Raw genomic sequence first — 15,789 nt, forward strand, 5'->3', positions numbered from 1 at the left:
GAACCCGACTCTGCAACAATGACCACTTAGGCAGAGATCGGGTGCAGAATTGCAGATATGAAATCCCCGTCACCCGGCGGCACCGCCGCCAACCCCGATGACCTGCTGATCCTGCTCGCCGTGGCGCGCACCGGGCGCTTCACGACCGCGGCCGAAAGCCTGGGCCTGAACCACACCACCGTCTCGCGCCGGATCGCCGCCCTGGAAAAGGCCCTTGGGGGCCGAACGCTGGCGCGCACCGTAGGCGGGTGGGAGCTGACGGACCTGGGCCGAAGGGCAGTGCGGGCGGCGGAGGACGTGGAAACCGCGGTGGCCACCATCGTGGCGGGCGATGAAGACGCGGACAAGATCGCCGGCGTGGTGCGCATTTCCGCCACCGACGGATTCAGTGCGTTCATCATTGCCCCGGCGGTGGCCCAGCTGCGCCGAAAGCACCCGAAGCTCAGCGTGGAGATCGTCAACGTCACCCGCCGGGCGCTGCAGCACCGCTCCGGGCTGGACCTGGAGGTGGTGGTCGGCGAGCCGCAGGTGCACCGGGCGGAGGCGATCCGGCTCGGCGACTACACGCTGGGGATGTACGCCTCGCGCCGCTACCTGGATGAATTCGGCACGCCCTCCGGTGTCACCGAACTGGGCGCACACGGGCTGGTGTACTTCGTCGACTCGATGCTGCAGGTCGATGACCTGGATGCCCCGCGCCGGCTGGTTCCCGGGATGTCGGATGCGCTCAGCTCCACCAACGTCTTCGTCCACGTCGAGGCCACGCGTGCCGGGGCCGGGATCGGCTTCCTGCCCTGCTACATGGCCGACCGCCACCCGGATCTGGTGCGGCTGTTGCCCGGGGACTTTGCCGAACGGCTGCCGTACTGGATGGTGCTGCGCCCGGACTCGCTGCGCCAGCCCGCGGTCGCCGCGGTGGCGCAGGCGCTGCGGAACCGCACGGCCGCCGTCCAGGAGGCCCTGCTGGGCGCCGAGGTGCTGGAGTACTGAGGATTCCCCGGGCACCGCCCGGGCTCAGCCCAGCAGGTTGACCGGCGTCCCCGCCGCCCAGGCGGCAATGTCCTTGACCGCGCCGGTGTAAAAGATCCTGAACTGGTCCTCGGTCACGTAGCCCAGATGCGGGGTGGCGATCACCCCGGGGGTATGGGCCAGGCGGTGGTTGGCGGGCAGGGGCTCGATGTCGAATACGTCGATGGCGGCCAGCGCCGGGGCGCCGAATTCCAATGCAGCCACCAGGGCATCCTCGTCGATGATGGCGCTGCGCGAGGTGTTGACCAGGATCGAGCCGTGCTTCATCAGCGCCAGCTGCCGCGCTCCCACCACGCCGGTGGAACGCTCGGAGAGCTTGAGGTGGATGGTGAGCACGTCGCTGCGCGCAAAGAGCTCATCCTCGCCGACCAGCTCGACCCCGACCTCCGCGGCGCGTTCGGCGGTGAGGTTCTGGCTGTGGGCGATGACGCGCATTCCGAAGGCCTGGCCGATGCGGGCGACCTGGCTTCCCAGCTTGCCCAGGCCGTAGACCCCGAGGGCCTTTCCCGACAGCTCGGTGCCCAGGGTCTGCTGCCATGGTTGGTCGGGTGCCGCCGGGCGTGCGGCGGAGAACAACTCGACATCCAGGCGGCGGGCCGCCGCCATGATCAGCGCCCAGGTGTGTTCGGTAGCCGCCGCGGGGCTGCCGGCGGTGCCGCACACGGTGATGCCCAAGTCGCTCGCCGCGTCCAGGTCGATCGAGGCATTGCGCATGCCCGTGGTGACCAGCAGCCGCAACGACGGGAGCCGGCGCAGCCGCTCCGCGGTGAAGGGTGTGCGTTCGCGCATGGCCACGATGACGTCGAAGTCCCGCAGCGCGGCGGCGACCGCGGAATCGTCGTGCCCCAGGAACGCGGTGAAGAAAACGACCTCGCCGGGAAGCGAATCCCAGTCGGCGAGGGAAGAGGCAACGTCTTGGTAGTCATCGAGGACGGCTATGCGCATGGCCCCAGTCTAGAAGCCCCGGGGCGGGTACGGTGCAGACACGGCCGCGGTGCACCGACGCGAACCCGGAAGATGCCGCCCGGTCGCGCCGTTGAACGAACCGAAAGACGGACAAGTCCATGAACGGGCGGCAGGGCGTTCCGTGGCGGATACCCCTGCCGGCCGCTCGCCTCGGACCATTGCCCCCCGGCGGTTAGGCCTGTTGGGTGGCCAATTCACCGGCGGCGGAGCGAACAGCCTGGGCCAGCGTCGTGGCGGGCCGGCCGATCAGGGAGCTCAGGGCGTTGCCCTCGACGAGCAGCTCGCCGCGGGCGATGCCGCTGTCGCTGTCTGCCAGGATCCTCGCGAAGGACTCGGGCACCCCGGCGCCCACGAGCAAGCGCGAGAAATCCTCCTCCGGCAAGTCCTGGTAGGTCACTGTCTGGCCCGTGGCGGTGCTGACCTCGCGGGCCAGATCGTCAAGGGTGAAGGATTCTTCGCCGCCCAGCTCGTAGACCATGCCCGCCTGGTCGTCCGCGAGAAGCACCGCCGCGGCGGCCTGTGCCAGATCGGCCCGGCTGGCGCCGTTGAGCCGGCCTTCGCCCGCGCTGCCGAAGACCGAGCCATGCTGCAGGTATCCTTCCAGCTGGTCGGTGTAGTTTTCCAGGTACCAGCCGTTGCGCAACAGGACGTAGGGGATCCCGGAGTCGCGCAGTGCCCGCTCGGTTACCTGGTGGTCCTCGGCCAGGGCCATGGTGGTGGTGTCGGCGTTGGGGATGCTGGTGTAGGCCAGCAGCTGGACACCTGCCTCCTTGGCGGTCTCGATGACGTCGAGGTGCTGGGCCACGCGCGGACCCGGCTCACTGCCGGATACCAGCAGCAATTTCTCGACACCGGTGAATGCCTCGCGCAGCGATGCGGGGTCGGAGTAGTCCATGGCGCGGACCTTGACCCCGAGTTGGGCGAGGTCGGCGAGCCTCGAAAGGTTCCTGCCCCCGGCCACAATCTGTTCCGCTGGAACGTTTCGCTCCAGGAGTGCTTCAACAACGAGGCGGCCGAGCTTGCCGGTGGCGCCGGTGACGAGAATGGTCATGGGGGAGTCCCTTCAAGGAATAATGACTGTCCCCCATCACAACCGCGGATCCGGAACATTACTTCCCGAAAGTCGGAACGCACTTTAATGCAAGGTGTTTTCACCTCGGCAACCCGGCGCCTCCAACCATTGGATGTTGAGTGCCGCGGTGAGCCGGGATTTGATTCCGCGCTTGCTACGGGCGAACAGCACTATCGGTGTTTTGCCTGGTCCGCTCACGGCGTGGTCTCTTGGATCCGGGGCGTATTAGGCGGCGGCTGGAGCGAGGGACTCGATGAGGCCCTCGATTCGGGTCTTGATTTCGTCGCGGATCGGGCGGACTGCGACTACGCCCTGGCCGGCGGGGTCCTCGAGGACCCAGTCCTCGTAGCGCTTGCCGGGGAAATACGGGCACTCGTCGCCGCAACCCATGGTGATGACGACGTCGGATTCCTTGACGGCTTCGGTCGTGAGGACCTTGGGGATCTCGGCGGACATGTCGATGCCGAGTTCGGCCATGGCCTCGACGGCGGCCGGGTTGACCGCGTCCGCGGGCTGCGAGCCCGCCGAACGGACCTCGATGGCGCCGCGGGAAAGCGTGGTGAGGAACGCGGCGGCCATCTGGGAGCGGCCCGCGTTGTGCACGCAGACGAAGAGGACGGATGGCTTCTTGGTGGTTTCAGTGCTCACTGGATTCTCCTGTGGTGGGCGGGGCTGGTGTCTGTTTGGATTGGGTTCGGGGATTCGCGGCTAGGCGGCGTGCAGCCGGGGCGCGAGGCCTTGGACGCGGCGGGCGATATCGAGGTAGGCGTCTTCGAAGGCTGCGCCGGTGTCCAGGCGCAGGGGATCGGGAACGGACCAATGGATGCCGTCCAGCTCGGTCAGTTCCTCGTGGGCGTTGTCGCACACCGTCACGACGAAGTCCCCATCGCGGGCCACCTGCTCCAAGCTTCGGGGCGCGAGGCTCGTAAGCTCCAGGCCATGGCGAAGGGCAACCTCGGTGGCGCCTTGGGCAATGCGGTCCGCCGGATGCGTCCCGGCCGAAGTCGCGGGGATTTCGCTGACTTGCCGCCAAAGCGCGGTCGCAAGTTGCGAACGGGCGCTATTGCGCGTGCAGACAAACAGGATGCGGTGGGCACCGTGCTCGGTGCCCGGGACCAGCCCGTCCAGTGCGCCGGTGGCCAGCCGGAAATAGCTACGGCGCTTGTCCGCCTCGGAGCGTTGGCGCATGATGAGGCCGGCCCCTTCCAACGCGCGCAGGTGGTGGGAAAGCAGGTTCGAGGGCATTCCGAGCTCGGCCTGCAGCTCCTTGGGGGAAAGGTCGCCCAGGGTCAGCATGTCCACGATGCGCAGTCGCGCAGGATCCGCGAGGGCGGCATGCCTGGCGGCACGCTCCCTCAGGGAATCCGTTAGCTCAATATTCATTGGTTCAACTTTGACTGAGATAAATTATTCTGTCAAGCTGATTTCCATGACTTCACACCAGCCGCCATTGTGGCGCCGCGCCATCGCCGAAGTGCTTGGAACCGGCTTGCTTGTGGCCATCGTCGTCGGTTCGGGGATTGCCGCCCAGCAGCTCTCCCCGAACGACATCGGCCTGCAGCTGCTCCAGAACAGCACCGCAACCGTGCTGGGCCTGACGGTGTTGATCCTCGTGTTGGGACCGGTCAGCGGCGCACACTTTAATCCCGTGGTTTCCCTGGTCGACTCGATCCTGGGCAGGCGCAGCGGCACCGGGCTGAGCGTGCCCGAGCTTGGAACCTACGTGGTGGCGCAGACGGTGGGTGGCATCGGCGGCAGCGTCTTGGCGAACGCCATGTTCGAGGTGGGCACCTCAATTTCCACCAAGGACCGGGCCACCCCGGGGCATTTGCTGGCCGAGGTGGTTGCCACCGCCGGGCTCGTCCTGCTGATCTTCGCACTGGCCGCCACCAACAGGGGCGTGTTGGCCGCGCCGGCGGTTGGTGCCTACATCGGGGCGGCGTACTGGTTCACCTCCTCGACATCGTTCGCGAACCCGGCCGTGACCGTGGGACGTATCTTCAGCGACACGTTTGCCGGCATCGCCCCCGCATCGGCCCCCGGCTTCATCGTGGCGCAGCTAATTGGTGCGGCGGTGGGCCTGGGCCTGCTCCTTGTCCTGTTTCCGTTCGCGGGACGCTCCGCGGACGACGTGGTGCTCCCGCACGGCGCCCAGAGCTCCAACCCCTAGCAGTTGTCACCGACGGGCCGCGGACGCCCGGACATGATCCAAAAACGCCGGGTCCCTGACAATTCAGCTGAATCGTCAGGGGCCCGGCGTTTTGTGTGTGGCAGGAAGCCTACTTGGCGTCCTGCGCCTCATATTCGGCAAGGACTGCCTTGCCGATCTTGAAAGCGGTGTTGGCCGCAGGCACCGAGCAGTAGATGGCCGACTGCAGGAAGACTTCCTTGATCTCGTCCGGGGTCATGCCGTTGCGCAATGCGGCGTGCACGTGCATTTCCAGTTCTTCCCAGTAGCCGCCGGCGATCAGCGCGGTCAGCGTGATGGCGCTGCGTGTGGTGCGCGGAAGCCCGTCGCGGGTCCAGATGGTGCCCCAGGCGTAGCGGGTGATCATTTCCTGGAACTCGTCGGTGAAGTTGGTCGAGTTGGCCGTGGCGCGCTCGACGTGTTCGGTGCCCAGGACCTGCTTGCGGACCTCGAGCCCGGCGTCGTAGGTGTCGCCGGGCAGGCGGGAAGAATCGGTCATGCCTTGGTCTCCTGTGTGACGGAAGCAAAGAACTCGACCAACAGTGCGGCGGTCGCCTTCGGGTCCTCGGCCGGGGCCAGGTGCGCGACGGTGTCGATGGTGGCAGCCTGGGCGTTGGGTGCGTGCTCGGCGATGAACTGCGCGTCGGCCGGAGGGCAGACGACATCGTGGGCACCGGCGATGGCCAGGATCGGGTCCTGCATGGAGGGAAGCGCCTCGCGCAGGTCGAAGCCGGCCAGGGCGCCGCAGACGTGCGCGTAGGCGAACCGGTCCGCATCCTGCAGGTTGTGCAAAAGGTCGGTGGACACCACCGGGTTGGCCTCGATGAAGCCGGGGGCGAACCAGCGCTCGGCCGAACCGGAGAGAACCACCGGGGTGCCGGCCTTGGCCACGAGCTCGGCGCGTTCCGTCCAGCCCTCCGGGGTGCCAATCTTGGCCGCGGAGCAGATGACCGAGAGCCCGGCGAAGGCACCGGGGAAGTCGTTGGCCAGCTGCAGGGCAATGGCCCCGCCCACGGAAACGCCGGCGTAGAACAGCGGGGCCGACGCGGTGATGGCCTTGTCGGTCTCCAACGCCTCGATCATCTTGATGACACCGGCGGCCAGCTCGGCCATGGAGAATTCCTCGGTTGACGGCGCGGACTCGCCGTGGCCGGGCAGATCCCAGGCCACCAGCTGGAAGTGTTCCTTGAGGAACGGCACGGCCGGTCCCCACAGGGCCAGCGAGCCGGTGCCCAGCGAGGGGCCCAGCACCAGGGTGGGGAGGTCGGCTGCCGAATGCAGCAGGGACGGGGTCAGGGCGGGAATGCTCATGAGTCCTTCCAATCTGTGAAGTCTTCGCGGATACGGGTAATGAAATCGGTGGCCGAACCCAGGTAGCCGGCCGGGTCCAGCAGGTCATCGAGGAACAACTGGTTGTCCATGTCCGAGGGCAGCGCCCCCTGCAACAGGGTACGCAACGGGGTGCCGGTGCGCAGGGAATCAAGGACCAGTTCCTGCACCGCGGCCTTGCCGCCCGCAACCAGGGGTGCTGCGACGGTGGCGATGCGTTCGGAAACCAGCAGGTCCCCGGACAGGGCCATGTTCCGCGACATGGCCTCGGGGTGCACGACCAGCCCGGTGGCCAGGACTGCCGCATGGTGCGCGGCGCCCCCGGCCAGGCGGACTAGCTCGCGCACCGAAGCCCACTCGGCGTGCCAGCCGCCGTCGGGGCGTTCGTCCACCGCCGTGCCGGCGGCGGTGTAGAGCGCGGCAACGTGGGCGGGGGCGGAGAGTGCCGCGTTGCGCAGCAGCACCGAGTGCACGGGGTTCTGCTTTTGCGGCATGGCCGAGGACCCGCCCTTGCCCGCCTCGCGCGGTTCGGACAGCTCGCCGATTTCCGGGCGCGAGGCGGTGAGCACGTCGGCGCCGAAGGTGCCCGCGGCGGCGATGACGGATCCCAGCGCGGAGCCGAGCCCCAGCACGGGCTGGCGCACGGTGTGCCACGGGGCGATCGGTGCGACCAGGCCGAGTTCTGCCGCCAGCGCGGCGGTGAGCTCGTGGGCGCGTTCGGCCAGGCGCTTTTCGGACTTGTACGGCAGCGCGGAACCCAGGCGCTGGTGCAGCGAGGCCAGGGTGCCCACGGCACCGCCCCATTGCAGCGGCAGGGAGGCGGCGACGGCGTCCAGTTGGCGCCCGGCGGCGGTGAGGGATGAAAGCCAATTGGCGGCGCGCAGCCCGAAGACCGTGGGCAGTGCATGTTGGGTGAGCGAGCGCGCCACGCACAGCGTCGAGGCATGGGCCGCACTGATCTCGGACAGGGCGCCGGCTGCGGTGAGCAGGTCGGTGCGGATCCCCGCGATGGAGCGGGAGGCAACGAGCATCAGGGCGGAATCGATGATGTCCTGGCTGGTGGCCCCGCGGTGCAGGGCGGTCGCGGCGGTGGCCGGTGCCCCCGTGTCAGCGAGTTGCTTGCGCATCATGCCCAGCAGCGGGATCAGCGCGTTGGCGCCGTCCGGGCCCGCGGAGGCGAGTGCGGCCAGGTCGTAGAGTTCGACCTTGGCGATCTGCTCCACGGCCTGCGCATCCGCGGAGCTGCACAGCCCGGCTTCGGCCTGGACCTTGACCCAGGTTGCCTCGACATCGAGCATTCCCTGGGCGAAGGCGGCGTCCGAGGCGGTTTGCGCCACGGGCGTCGCCGCCCATGCCGGGGTCAACAATCCGTAATCGGCCGGGTACATGGGCGGTGCTTCTCCTGTGGGTCTGTGGTTCGGGGGTGTTGCAGGCGGTGGGGGGGCGTGAACCCCACAAAACCCCCGCAGCGCGGGAACCCGCCTTTTCCATCATCCCGGTTTGGGAGGGGATCGGCGAGTTCCGTGGCGCACGGGGGTCACATGCGGGATGCGGCGTTGGCTAGCTCTCGCGCGGGTAGGAGAGGAACACTGTTTCGTCCTCGCCCTGGAGCGAAATGTCGAAGCGCAGCGAGCCGTCGGCCTCGCGGGTGGCGATCAGCGTCTTGCGCTGTGCGTCGTCCAGCGAGGAGAGCAGCGGATCGCTGGCCAGCGCCGCTGTGTCCTCCGGCAGGTAGATGCGGGTGAACAGGCGGTTGAGCAGGCCGCGGGCGAACACCGTGAGCATGATGAACGGTGCCTTGCCGGCCTCGGTTGCCCCGGGGTTCAGTGTGGTGAAGGTGTAGTGTCCGACGTTGTCCACGGCGGTGCGGCCCCAGCCGGTGAAGGTGTAGCCGTCGCGCACCAGCGAGCCGTCCTTGGAGACGATGTTGCCGTGCTCATCGGCCTGCCAGATTTCCAGCAGGGCGTCGGGGATCACGGTGCCGGCACCGTCGGTGACCACGCCGTGCAGGCGCACCGAAGCAGGGTGGGCCTGGTTGACCAGCTCGTTGTCCTTCTCGAAGGGCAGCGCGTAGCCGTAGAACGGGCCGATGGTCTGGCCCGGCGTGGCGGCGAGCTTGAGCGCGGGGGCCTGGGTGTTTGGTGACTGTGCCATGTTAGTGATCTCCCTCTTCGTCTTCCATCCAGGTCCGGTTGCTGCCGGTGAGTACGATGTCCCAGTTGTAGCCGGTGGCCCATTCGTGCGACGTAATCGAGTGGTCGTAGGTGGCGACCAGGCGGTCGCGGGCATCCTTGTCCGTGATCGCCTGGTAGATCGGGTCGAGGGGGAAGAGCGGATCGCCCGGGAAGTACATCTGGGTGATCATGCGCTGGGTGAAGTCGGTGCCGAAGAGCGAGAAGTGGATGTGCGCCGGGCGCCAGGCATTGTGGTGGTTCTTCCACGGGTAGGGTGCCGGCTTGATGGTGGTGAAGGAGTATTCGCCGTTGGGTCCGGTGATGGAGCGGCCCACGCCGGTGAAGTTCGGGTCGATCGGGGCAGGGTGCTGGTCGCGCTTGTGGATGTAGCGTCCGGCGGCGTTGGCCTGCCAGATTTCCACCAGCTGGCCGGCGACCGGGCGGCCGTCTCCATCGAGCACGCGGCCCGCGACCACGATGCGCTCGCCGATGGGCTCGCCGTTGTGCTGGATGGTCAAATCCGACTCCAGGGCGTGCACGTCGCGCTCGCCGAAGGCGGGGGAGTGCAGCTCGATGGTCTCGGGGTCCGCGTGGTGCAGGTTCTTGGTGGGGTGGCGCAGCAGCGAGGAGCGGTAGGGGGCGAAGTCGATGCGCGGCTGCGTCTCGGCCTTCTTCCCGTCCACGACCGACTGGCGGTAGGCCGCGTGGATGTCGGTGATTTCCTTGCTGATGGATTCCTGCGAGACGGTCGTGGCGGCGGGGTCCAGGACGTGCGAATCGTTGAACGTCTCGTTCGCGGTGGTTTGGGTGCTCACTGCGTGCTCCTTTCGGTGGGGCGTGCGGATGTGGTGAAGGGGGTGAACGGGGGCGGGGCTAGGCGTGCGGCCAGCCGGTGTAGGACTCGGCCAGATATTGCTGTCCATAGCGCGAGGAGGTGACGGTGTCGAGCTCGCCCAGGGCGCGCTTGGCCATGAACGGGTCGGCGTCCACCGGGGTGTGCAGCATCGAGGTCATCCAGTAGGAGAAGTTCTGCGCCTTCCACACGCGTTTGAGCGCCTTGTCCGAGTAGCCGTGTAGCAGGGACTCGTTCCGGGTGGAGTAGTAGGAGTCGAGGGCTTCGAAGAGCACCTTGACGTCGGCGAACGCGAGGTTCAGGCCTTTGGCGCCGGTGGGCGGGACGGTGTGTCCGGCATCGCCGATGAGATACATCCGGCCGTGGGAGAGCGGTTCGCGCACGAACGAGCGGAACTTCAGCACGGTCTTGTCGAAGATGTTCCCGGTCTTCAGGGTGAACCCGTCCGGCCCGTCGACGCGGCGCTGCAGCTCGTTCCAGATGCGGTCCTGCGACCAGTCATCGACGTTCTCGTTCGGGTCGCACTGGAAGTACATGCGCTGGACGGTCTCGGAGCGCTGGGAGATCAGCGCGAAGCCGTGCGGGGAGTTGGCGTAGATGAGTTCGGGGGCGGACTTGGGTGCCTCGGTGAGGATCCCGAACCAGGCGAAGGGGTACTCGACCTTGAAGTCCTTGCGGTTGGTGTCGGGCATCTGCCGGCGGCAGAAGGAGCGCGAGCCGTCCGCGCCGACCAGCACGTCGCAGTGCACCTCGAACTCGGCACCCGTCTCGTCGGTGAAGCGGAACTTGGGGGTGTCGGTTTCCAGGTCCAGCAGTTCGGTGACCTCACTGGAGTAGCGCACATCGCCGGCATCGCGCTTGCGTGCGGCGGCGAGGTCGACGAAGACCTCGTTTTGCGCGTAGAGGGTGACGGTGGCGTCGACCAGGTCGCGGAAGTCCAGCGGGTGGGATTCGCCGTTGAAGCGCAGGTCGATCCCGGCGTGCTCGTCCCCGTGGGTGAGCACGCGTCCCTCGACACCGGAGTCCACCAGCATCTTCACGGCCTGAGATTCGAGGATCCCGGCACGGTGGGTGTTGCGGATGGTCTCGTGGTCCCGGGCCTCCACGACGATGTTCTCGATGCCGGTCTTGGCGAGCAGGTGCGAAAGCATCAAGCCGGCGGGGCCGCCGCCGACGATGCCGACCTGGGTCTTGAGAATGGTGCGCGCTGGTGCCATGGGGGGATCGCGTTCCTTTGGTGCGGCGGATCGGCGGGTGGCAGCGGCACGTCGTCGTGTGGTGTGCTCCCGGCAGCGATCTGGGTTTGTGGGGTATCTGCATCCAGTCTGTGGGCGCGGACACCAAACGGCCACGACCATCTCATTGAATGAGAATTATCTGCCGCGTCTCCCAGCGTCCCCGCAAAGACGGAAAGGGAGATCAGGCCGCGTAAATGGTGACGGCGGTGGCCTTGAGCACGAAGTAGGCGCGGGTTCCAGGCACCAGTCCAAGGTCCGCCAGCGCCGCCGGGGTGATGTCGGCGGCCAGGTCACCCGCGCGCACCCGGATGGCGTCGCCGTGCGGCTCCAGGTCCGTCACGGTTGCCTCGAGCATGTTGCGCGGGCTTCCGTGTGGCGGTTCCAGGTACACCGAGACGGCGGAAGCGGGGAATGCCGCGGCCGCCGCCTCGCCGGGGACCAGCTCGGATTCACGAGTTCCGAAGATCCGCCCGAAGGCCGTGTCGATTCCATCCCCGTGCGCGGTGCCGGTGACGAGGTTCAGCCCGGCGAGCCCGGCGGCGAAGCGGGATCGCGGCCTTCCCAGTACGTCCCGGGTTGGACCGCTCTCGGTGATTCGTCCGTTCTCCAAGATGACGACCTTGTCCGCCAGCATGAGCGCATCGAGGATGTCGTGGGTGATGATGATGGCACTGCGCTCGGCGAGGACGTGTTTGAGCAACCGACGCATCAGGGGCGCGGCGTGGATGTCCAGGGCCGCCATGGGTTCGTCGAGCAACAGCAGGTCAGGGCCCGCTGCCAGCGCCCGGGCGACAGCGACCCGCTGCGCCTGCCCGCCGGACAGTTCGCCGGGCTTCCGTGCGGCCAGGGTCTGGGTGTCCGTGGCTTCGAGCCATTGACGGGCCGCCACCCTGGATTTGGCCGCTCCGGTGCCCTTGCTCCGCGGACCGAACGCGACGTTCTCGAGAACGCTCAGGTGCGGAAAGAGCAGGGGTTCCTGCGCAAGCAACGCGGTGCCCCTCGCGTGCGGCGCCAACCATTGCGGGCGCGCGGAATCGAGGTCAAAGAGCGTGCGCTCGCCGATGGACGCCGTTCCGGAATCCGGGCGCAGCAACCCGGCCATGATCGAGAGCAACGTCGACTTGCCGGCCCCGTTCGGTCCCAAGACCGCGAGGGTTTCGCCCCGGGCGAGATCCAGGGAGACGTCGAAATGCCGTGCGGTGAGCGTGGCTTCAAAACGGATCGTCACCGTGCCGCCCCCGGCATGGCCTTCTTCGTGCGGTGCCCGCCATAGGACAGGGCCACCACGATGACGGCCACGGCAACCAGGACCAGGGACAGGGCCACTGCCGCGTCGGCATCGGTCTCGCGCTGCAGGTAGATCTCCAGGGGCAGGGTCCGCGTGACACCCTGCAGGGAACCGGCAAAGGTCAACGTTGCCCCGAACTCGCCGAGGCTGCGTGCAAAGGAGAGGACCGCCCCGGAGGCCAAGCCGGGCAGCACCAAAGGAAGGCTCACCCGACGCAGCACCGTGGTCGGACGGGCGCCCAGAGTTGCTGCAACGGCTTCGTACTTTCCCCCGGCGGTGCGCAGGGCGCCCTCGAGGCTGACGACCAGGAAGGGCAGGGCAACAAAGGTCTGGGCCAGAATGACCGCTGTAGTGGAGAACGCGATCTGGATCCCCGCAATCTCAAGACTGCGGCCCAGCAGGCCCTGGCGCCCGAAGGTGTAGAGCAGGGCGATGCCGCCCACCACGGGCGGCAGCACCAGTGGCAGGAGCACGAAGGCCCGCAGCACGCGCTGGCCCGGGAAGCTTCCACGGGCCAGGACCAGCGCCAGCGGAACGCCCAAGAGGATGCACAGCATGGTGCTGGCCGCCGAGGTGCGCAGGCTCAACCCCAGCGCGCTCAGCGAGGATTCGGAGGTGATGAGAGGAATGAACTGGGGCCAATTAACCCTGGCGAGCATCGCCAGCAGCGGGAGCAGCACAAACAATGCTCCCGCGCAGGCGAGGACGTAAATCCACGAGGGAACGGCGGAGTACCCGGTGCCGCTGCGGCGAAACACCGGGGCCCTACGGCTTTCCGAAGCCGGCATCGGCCAGGACCTTCCTGCCCTCGGGGCCGGTCACGGCGGAGATGAACGAGTTGGCCAGATCCTTGTTAGCGCTGGTGGCGACACCGGCTATCGGGTAGGCGTTGACCGCCGTTTTGGATTCGGGGAACTTGATTCCCTTGACCTTGTCGCCGGCCGCCAAGACGTCAGTGACATAGACCAGCCCGGCATCTGCCTCACCGCTGGTCACCTTGCCCAATACGTCGGTGACGGAGGATTCCTCACTGACCGGAGTGAGCGTTGTCCTTGCGGCATCCTCGACGCTCTTGGTTGCTGCACCGCACGGTACCTGCGGCGCACAGATGACGACCTTCACCCCCGGAGTTGCAAGGTCGGAAAACGTGGCGATCGAGGCCGGGTTGTCCGGTGGGACCGCGATGGCCAGGGTATTGGTGGCGAAGGTTGTGGGCGCGCCGTCGACGAGCCCCGCCGCGGAAAGCTTGTCCATGTTGCTTGGGTCGGCCGACGCGAACACATCGGCGGGTGCTCCGGCGGAGATTTGGGTGACTAGGTCAGAGGACCCGGCGAAGTTCAGCCCGATCGCCGTGCCCGGGTGTTTCGCCTCGAATCCTTCCGCGATCTCGGTAAACGGGGCCTTCAGCGAGGCCGCGGCAAATACGGTGATTTCCCCGCTCGGGCCCGCGCCGACCGGTGGTGGCTGAGCGGGGGATGCGCATCCGGCCAGTCCCAGGACCCATGCCAAGGCGAGGACGATTGCAGCGCCGATCCTGCGGCGGACGCTCATGTCCCCGTCTTTCCCTGCGGGGATTCGATGATGACGGTGGTCGCCTTGACCACTGCCGTGGCGATCGATCCCAGCTCGAGTCCCAGTTCGCGGGCGGCTTCGCTGCTCATCAGGGACACGACGCGAAACGGGCCGCATTGCAGCTCGACCTGGGCCATGACGGTATCCATGGTGATGCCGGTGACCAATCCGACGAACCTATTGCGGGCCGAGGACCCAACCAGCGACTGGTCATCGGGGAGCTGGGCCTGGCTGCGTGACAGTTGGGCAAGCTCGAGTCCGTCCACGGCCACGCGACCGGAATCGTCCTTATGCGCGGTAAGGGTTCCGTTGTCGGTCCAGCGGCGAATGGTGTCGTCGCTGACACCGAGGAAGCGGGCTGCTTCGGAGACTCGAATTTTCGGCATGGTTCAATAATGCCTCATATGCGGTGATTTGAGGTTGATATCGTCGCAAATTCCAAATCCGAAGGATGCTGTCGAGACCAAACGGTGCTGCGGAGGGGCGGGTGGTTCCTTCGTTGCGCAGTGGTGCGGGGGCTGCGCGGGCGTTGCCGGGGGACTCGGTCTAATCACGGAAGGCAATGCGCGAGAGCAGTTCGCGCAGGGTCTCTTGTTCGGGCTTGCTCAGCATCGCCATGGCAATGGCTTCACCTTCGGCCGTGGCCGTCCGTGCCTTCTTGTAAAGCTGCTCGCCGGCCTTCGTCCCGGTGATGACCTTCGAGCGGCGGTCGTTGGGGTCGGCGGTCCGCTCGACCAGCCCCTCGCCCTCCAGCGCGTCCACCAGCGGCACGATCTGGCTCGGATCCAGCGAAAGGAATTCCGCCAGTTCGCGCTGCGTGGGTGCCAGCCCGCTGCAGGCCAGCGAGAGCACCGAGTAGGAGCGGACCTTTAGCCCCAGCGGGGCCAGGAGCCTGTTGGCGCGTGCCGATCCCAGTGAGCGGGTGCGGGCGGTGAGGAACTCGATGTCTCCCGCCAGTTCGCTGTCCAGGAATCGTTCAATGGTGTTCATGGTGGTGCCCGGCTTGGTCGCCATGCTGCTGCCCCTCGGGATTGATAAGAAACTTAATCGTTGACTTTATCAAGAGTTTAAGTTGTTATGTATATAGCAAGGTTCCCACGACAGGGTCGGCGGGGGCAATAACTACCCTTGAAGGAGCAGACATGTCACTGTCTGGAAAAGTTGCAATCGTTACCGGCAGCGGCCGCGGACTCGGCCTGAGCTACGCGCAGGAACTGGCCCGCCAGGGTGCCGCAGTGGTCATCAACGACGTCGATGCAGACGTGGCCGCCGAGGCCGTAGCCTCGATCAACGCGGCGGGCGGCAAGGCCGTGTCGGTCGTGGCCCCCGTTGGTTCCACTGAAACCGCCAAGGCGCTCGTGGCCTCCGCCGTGGAAAACTTCGGGCGCCTGGACATCCTGGTCACCAACGCCGGCGTCCTGCGCGACAAGTCGATCCTGAAGATGACCGACGAGGACTTCGATACGGTCATCAACGTGCACCTGCGCGGCACCTTCACCTGCGTCCGCGAGGCCTACGGCTACTTCAAGGAAAACAACATCGCCGGCCGCATCATCACCATCGGCTCGCCGACCGGGCAGCGCGGCAACTTCGGCCAGACCAACTACGCCGCCGCCAAGGCCGGCATTGTGGGCATGGTGCGCACCTGGGCCATGGAAATGAAGCGCGCCGGGGTCACCGTCAACGCCGTCATCCCTGTGGCAGCCACCGCCATGACCAAGACCGTCCCGTTCTTCGCCAAGGCCGTCGAGGCCGACCAGCGCGGCGAGGCCATGCCGGACTTCTTCCGCAAGGAGCTGGGTTTCGGCACCGCCGACGACGTCGCCGGACTCATCGCCTTCCTCGCCTCGGAGGAAGCCGGCAACATCACCGGCCAGGCGATCGGCGCCGGCGGGGACCGCCTGCAGCTCTGGAGCCACCCGGAGGCCATCGCCTCGGAATTCAACGACGGCGGCTGGGATTACGCCGCCTTGCGCGAACGCTTCCCGTTCTCCGATAACCTGCAGTCGGTCGGCGAGACGTTCCCCGAGCTGCCGGCCGAGCTGCAGCCCGAACCGGCCGCCAAGTAGAAAGCACCCGC

The 15,789-nt window shown here is 67.1% G+C and carries 18 protein-coding genes; 3 read left to right on the plus strand and 15 right to left on the minus strand.

Annotated features, from left to right (window positions below; genetic code table 11):
* Window positions 1–57: 57 nt before the first annotated feature.
* Window positions 58–990 carry a LysR family transcriptional regulator gene (locus Q2T94_RS09380; RefSeq protein ID WP_302263833.1) on the plus strand — a complete coding sequence of 311 codons (933 nt, stop codon included), beginning with the start codon at window positions 58–60 and terminating at the stop codon, window positions 988–990.
* Window positions 991–1,014: 24 nt separating this feature from the next.
* On the opposite strand, the gene Q2T94_RS09385 is transcribed toward Q2T94_RS09380, so the two are convergent.
* The 4 genes from Q2T94_RS09385 to Q2T94_RS09400 all read right to left on the minus strand — a co-directional run bounded on the left by Q2T94_RS09385 (window position 1,015) and on the right by Q2T94_RS09400 (window position 4,450).
* The gene (locus Q2T94_RS09385) at window positions 1,015–1,974 is read right to left on the minus strand and encodes a D-2-hydroxyacid dehydrogenase family protein (protein WP_302263835.1); all 960 of its coding nucleotides are present in this window, start codon (window positions 1,972–1,974) and stop codon (window positions 1,015–1,017) included.
* Between the two features lie 193 nt (window positions 1,975–2,167).
* Complete coding sequence (locus Q2T94_RS09390; RefSeq protein WP_302263836.1) at window positions 2,168–3,046, minus strand: SDR family oxidoreductase; 879 nt, start codon at window positions 3,044–3,046, stop codon at window positions 2,168–2,170.
* 246 nt (window positions 3,047–3,292) lie between these two features.
* Window positions 3,293–3,715 (minus strand): arsenate reductase ArsC, encoded by a 423-nt coding sequence (locus tag Q2T94_RS09395; RefSeq protein WP_264268638.1) that lies wholly within the window; start codon window positions 3,713–3,715, stop codon window positions 3,293–3,295.
* Window positions 3,716–3,775: 60 nt separating this feature from the next.
* A complete protein-coding gene (locus tag Q2T94_RS09400) occupies window positions 3,776–4,450 on the minus strand; it encodes a metalloregulator ArsR/SmtB family transcription factor (protein WP_302263838.1) in 675 nt (224 codons plus the stop codon).
* Between the two features lie 46 nt (window positions 4,451–4,496).
* Here Q2T94_RS09400 and Q2T94_RS09405 point away from each other — a divergent pair, with 46 nt between their 5' ends.
* Window positions 4,497–5,237: an aquaporin gene (locus Q2T94_RS09405; protein WP_302263839.1), complete on the plus strand. Its 741-nt coding sequence runs from the start codon at window positions 4,497–4,499 to the stop codon at window positions 5,235–5,237.
* A gap of 109 nt (window positions 5,238–5,346) precedes the next feature.
* On the opposite strand, the gene pcaC is transcribed toward Q2T94_RS09405, so the two are convergent.
* The 11 genes from pcaC to Q2T94_RS09460 all read right to left on the minus strand — a co-directional run bounded on the left by pcaC (window position 5,347) and on the right by Q2T94_RS09460 (window position 14,723).
* On the minus strand, window positions 5,347–5,754 hold the full coding sequence (pcaC, locus tag Q2T94_RS09410) for a 4-carboxymuconolactone decarboxylase (protein WP_264268641.1): 408 nt from the start codon (window positions 5,752–5,754) through the stop codon (window positions 5,347–5,349).
* A complete protein-coding gene (locus Q2T94_RS09415) occupies window positions 5,751–6,566 on the minus strand; it encodes an alpha/beta fold hydrolase (protein WP_302263841.1) in 816 nt (271 codons plus the stop codon). Before Q2T94_RS09415 ends, pcaC begins: the two co-directional genes overlap by 4 nt.
* Window positions 6,563–7,972: a lyase family protein gene (locus Q2T94_RS09420; protein ID WP_302263842.1), complete on the minus strand. Its 1,410-nt coding sequence runs from the start codon at window positions 7,970–7,972 to the stop codon at window positions 6,563–6,565. The genes Q2T94_RS09415 and Q2T94_RS09420 overlap by 4 nt, the downstream gene beginning before the upstream one ends.
* 172 nt (window positions 7,973–8,144) lie before the next feature.
* A complete protein-coding gene (pcaG, locus tag Q2T94_RS09425; RefSeq protein ID WP_302263844.1) occupies window positions 8,145–8,738 on the minus strand; it encodes a protocatechuate 3,4-dioxygenase subunit alpha in 594 nt (197 codons plus the stop codon).
* Between the two features lies 1 nt (window position 8,739).
* Window positions 8,740–9,573, minus strand: coding sequence for a protocatechuate 3,4-dioxygenase subunit beta (gene pcaH / locus Q2T94_RS09430; RefSeq protein ID WP_302263846.1), 834 nt, complete (start codon window positions 9,571–9,573; stop codon window positions 8,740–8,742).
* A 58-nt stretch (window positions 9,574–9,631) separates the two neighbouring features.
* Window positions 9,632–10,828: a 4-hydroxybenzoate 3-monooxygenase gene (locus Q2T94_RS09435; RefSeq protein WP_302263848.1), complete on the minus strand. Its 1,197-nt coding sequence runs from the start codon at window positions 10,826–10,828 to the stop codon at window positions 9,632–9,634.
* Window positions 10,829–11,030: 202 nt separating this feature from the next.
* Window positions 11,031–12,077 carry a sulfate/molybdate ABC transporter ATP-binding protein gene (locus tag Q2T94_RS09440; RefSeq protein ID WP_302263850.1) on the minus strand — a complete coding sequence of 349 codons (1,047 nt, stop codon included), beginning with the start codon at window positions 12,075–12,077 and terminating at the stop codon, window positions 11,031–11,033.
* Entirely contained in the window at window positions 12,074–12,925 is an 852-nt protein-coding gene (locus Q2T94_RS09445) for an ABC transporter permease (protein ID WP_302263851.1), read from the minus strand. The genes Q2T94_RS09440 and Q2T94_RS09445 overlap by 4 nt, the downstream gene beginning before the upstream one ends.
* Complete coding sequence (modA, locus tag Q2T94_RS09450; protein WP_302263853.1) at window positions 12,903–13,688, minus strand: molybdate ABC transporter substrate-binding protein; 786 nt, start codon at window positions 13,686–13,688, stop codon at window positions 12,903–12,905. Before modA ends, Q2T94_RS09445 begins: the two co-directional genes overlap by 23 nt.
* Entirely contained in the window at window positions 13,685–14,095 is a 411-nt protein-coding gene (locus tag Q2T94_RS09455) for a TOBE domain-containing protein (protein WP_302263855.1), read from the minus strand. The genes modA and Q2T94_RS09455 overlap by 4 nt, the downstream gene beginning before the upstream one ends.
* A 160-nt stretch (window positions 14,096–14,255) precedes the next feature.
* Window positions 14,256–14,723, minus strand: a complete 468-nt coding sequence (locus Q2T94_RS09460; protein ID WP_302263856.1) for a MarR family winged helix-turn-helix transcriptional regulator — start codon at window positions 14,721–14,723, stop codon at window positions 14,256–14,258.
* A gap of 128 nt (window positions 14,724–14,851) precedes the next feature.
* Here Q2T94_RS09460 and Q2T94_RS09465 point away from each other — a divergent pair, with 128 nt between their 5' ends.
* The gene (locus tag Q2T94_RS09465) at window positions 14,852–15,778 is read left to right on the plus strand and encodes an SDR family NAD(P)-dependent oxidoreductase (RefSeq protein WP_302263857.1); all 927 of its coding nucleotides are present in this window, start codon (window positions 14,852–14,854) and stop codon (window positions 15,776–15,778) included.
* Window positions 15,779–15,789 lie beyond the last annotated feature (11 nt).

Source organism: Paeniglutamicibacter sulfureus, assembly GCF_030512175.1.
Taxonomy (GTDB): domain Bacteria; phylum Actinomycetota; class Actinomycetes; order Actinomycetales; family Micrococcaceae; genus Paeniglutamicibacter; species Paeniglutamicibacter sulfureus.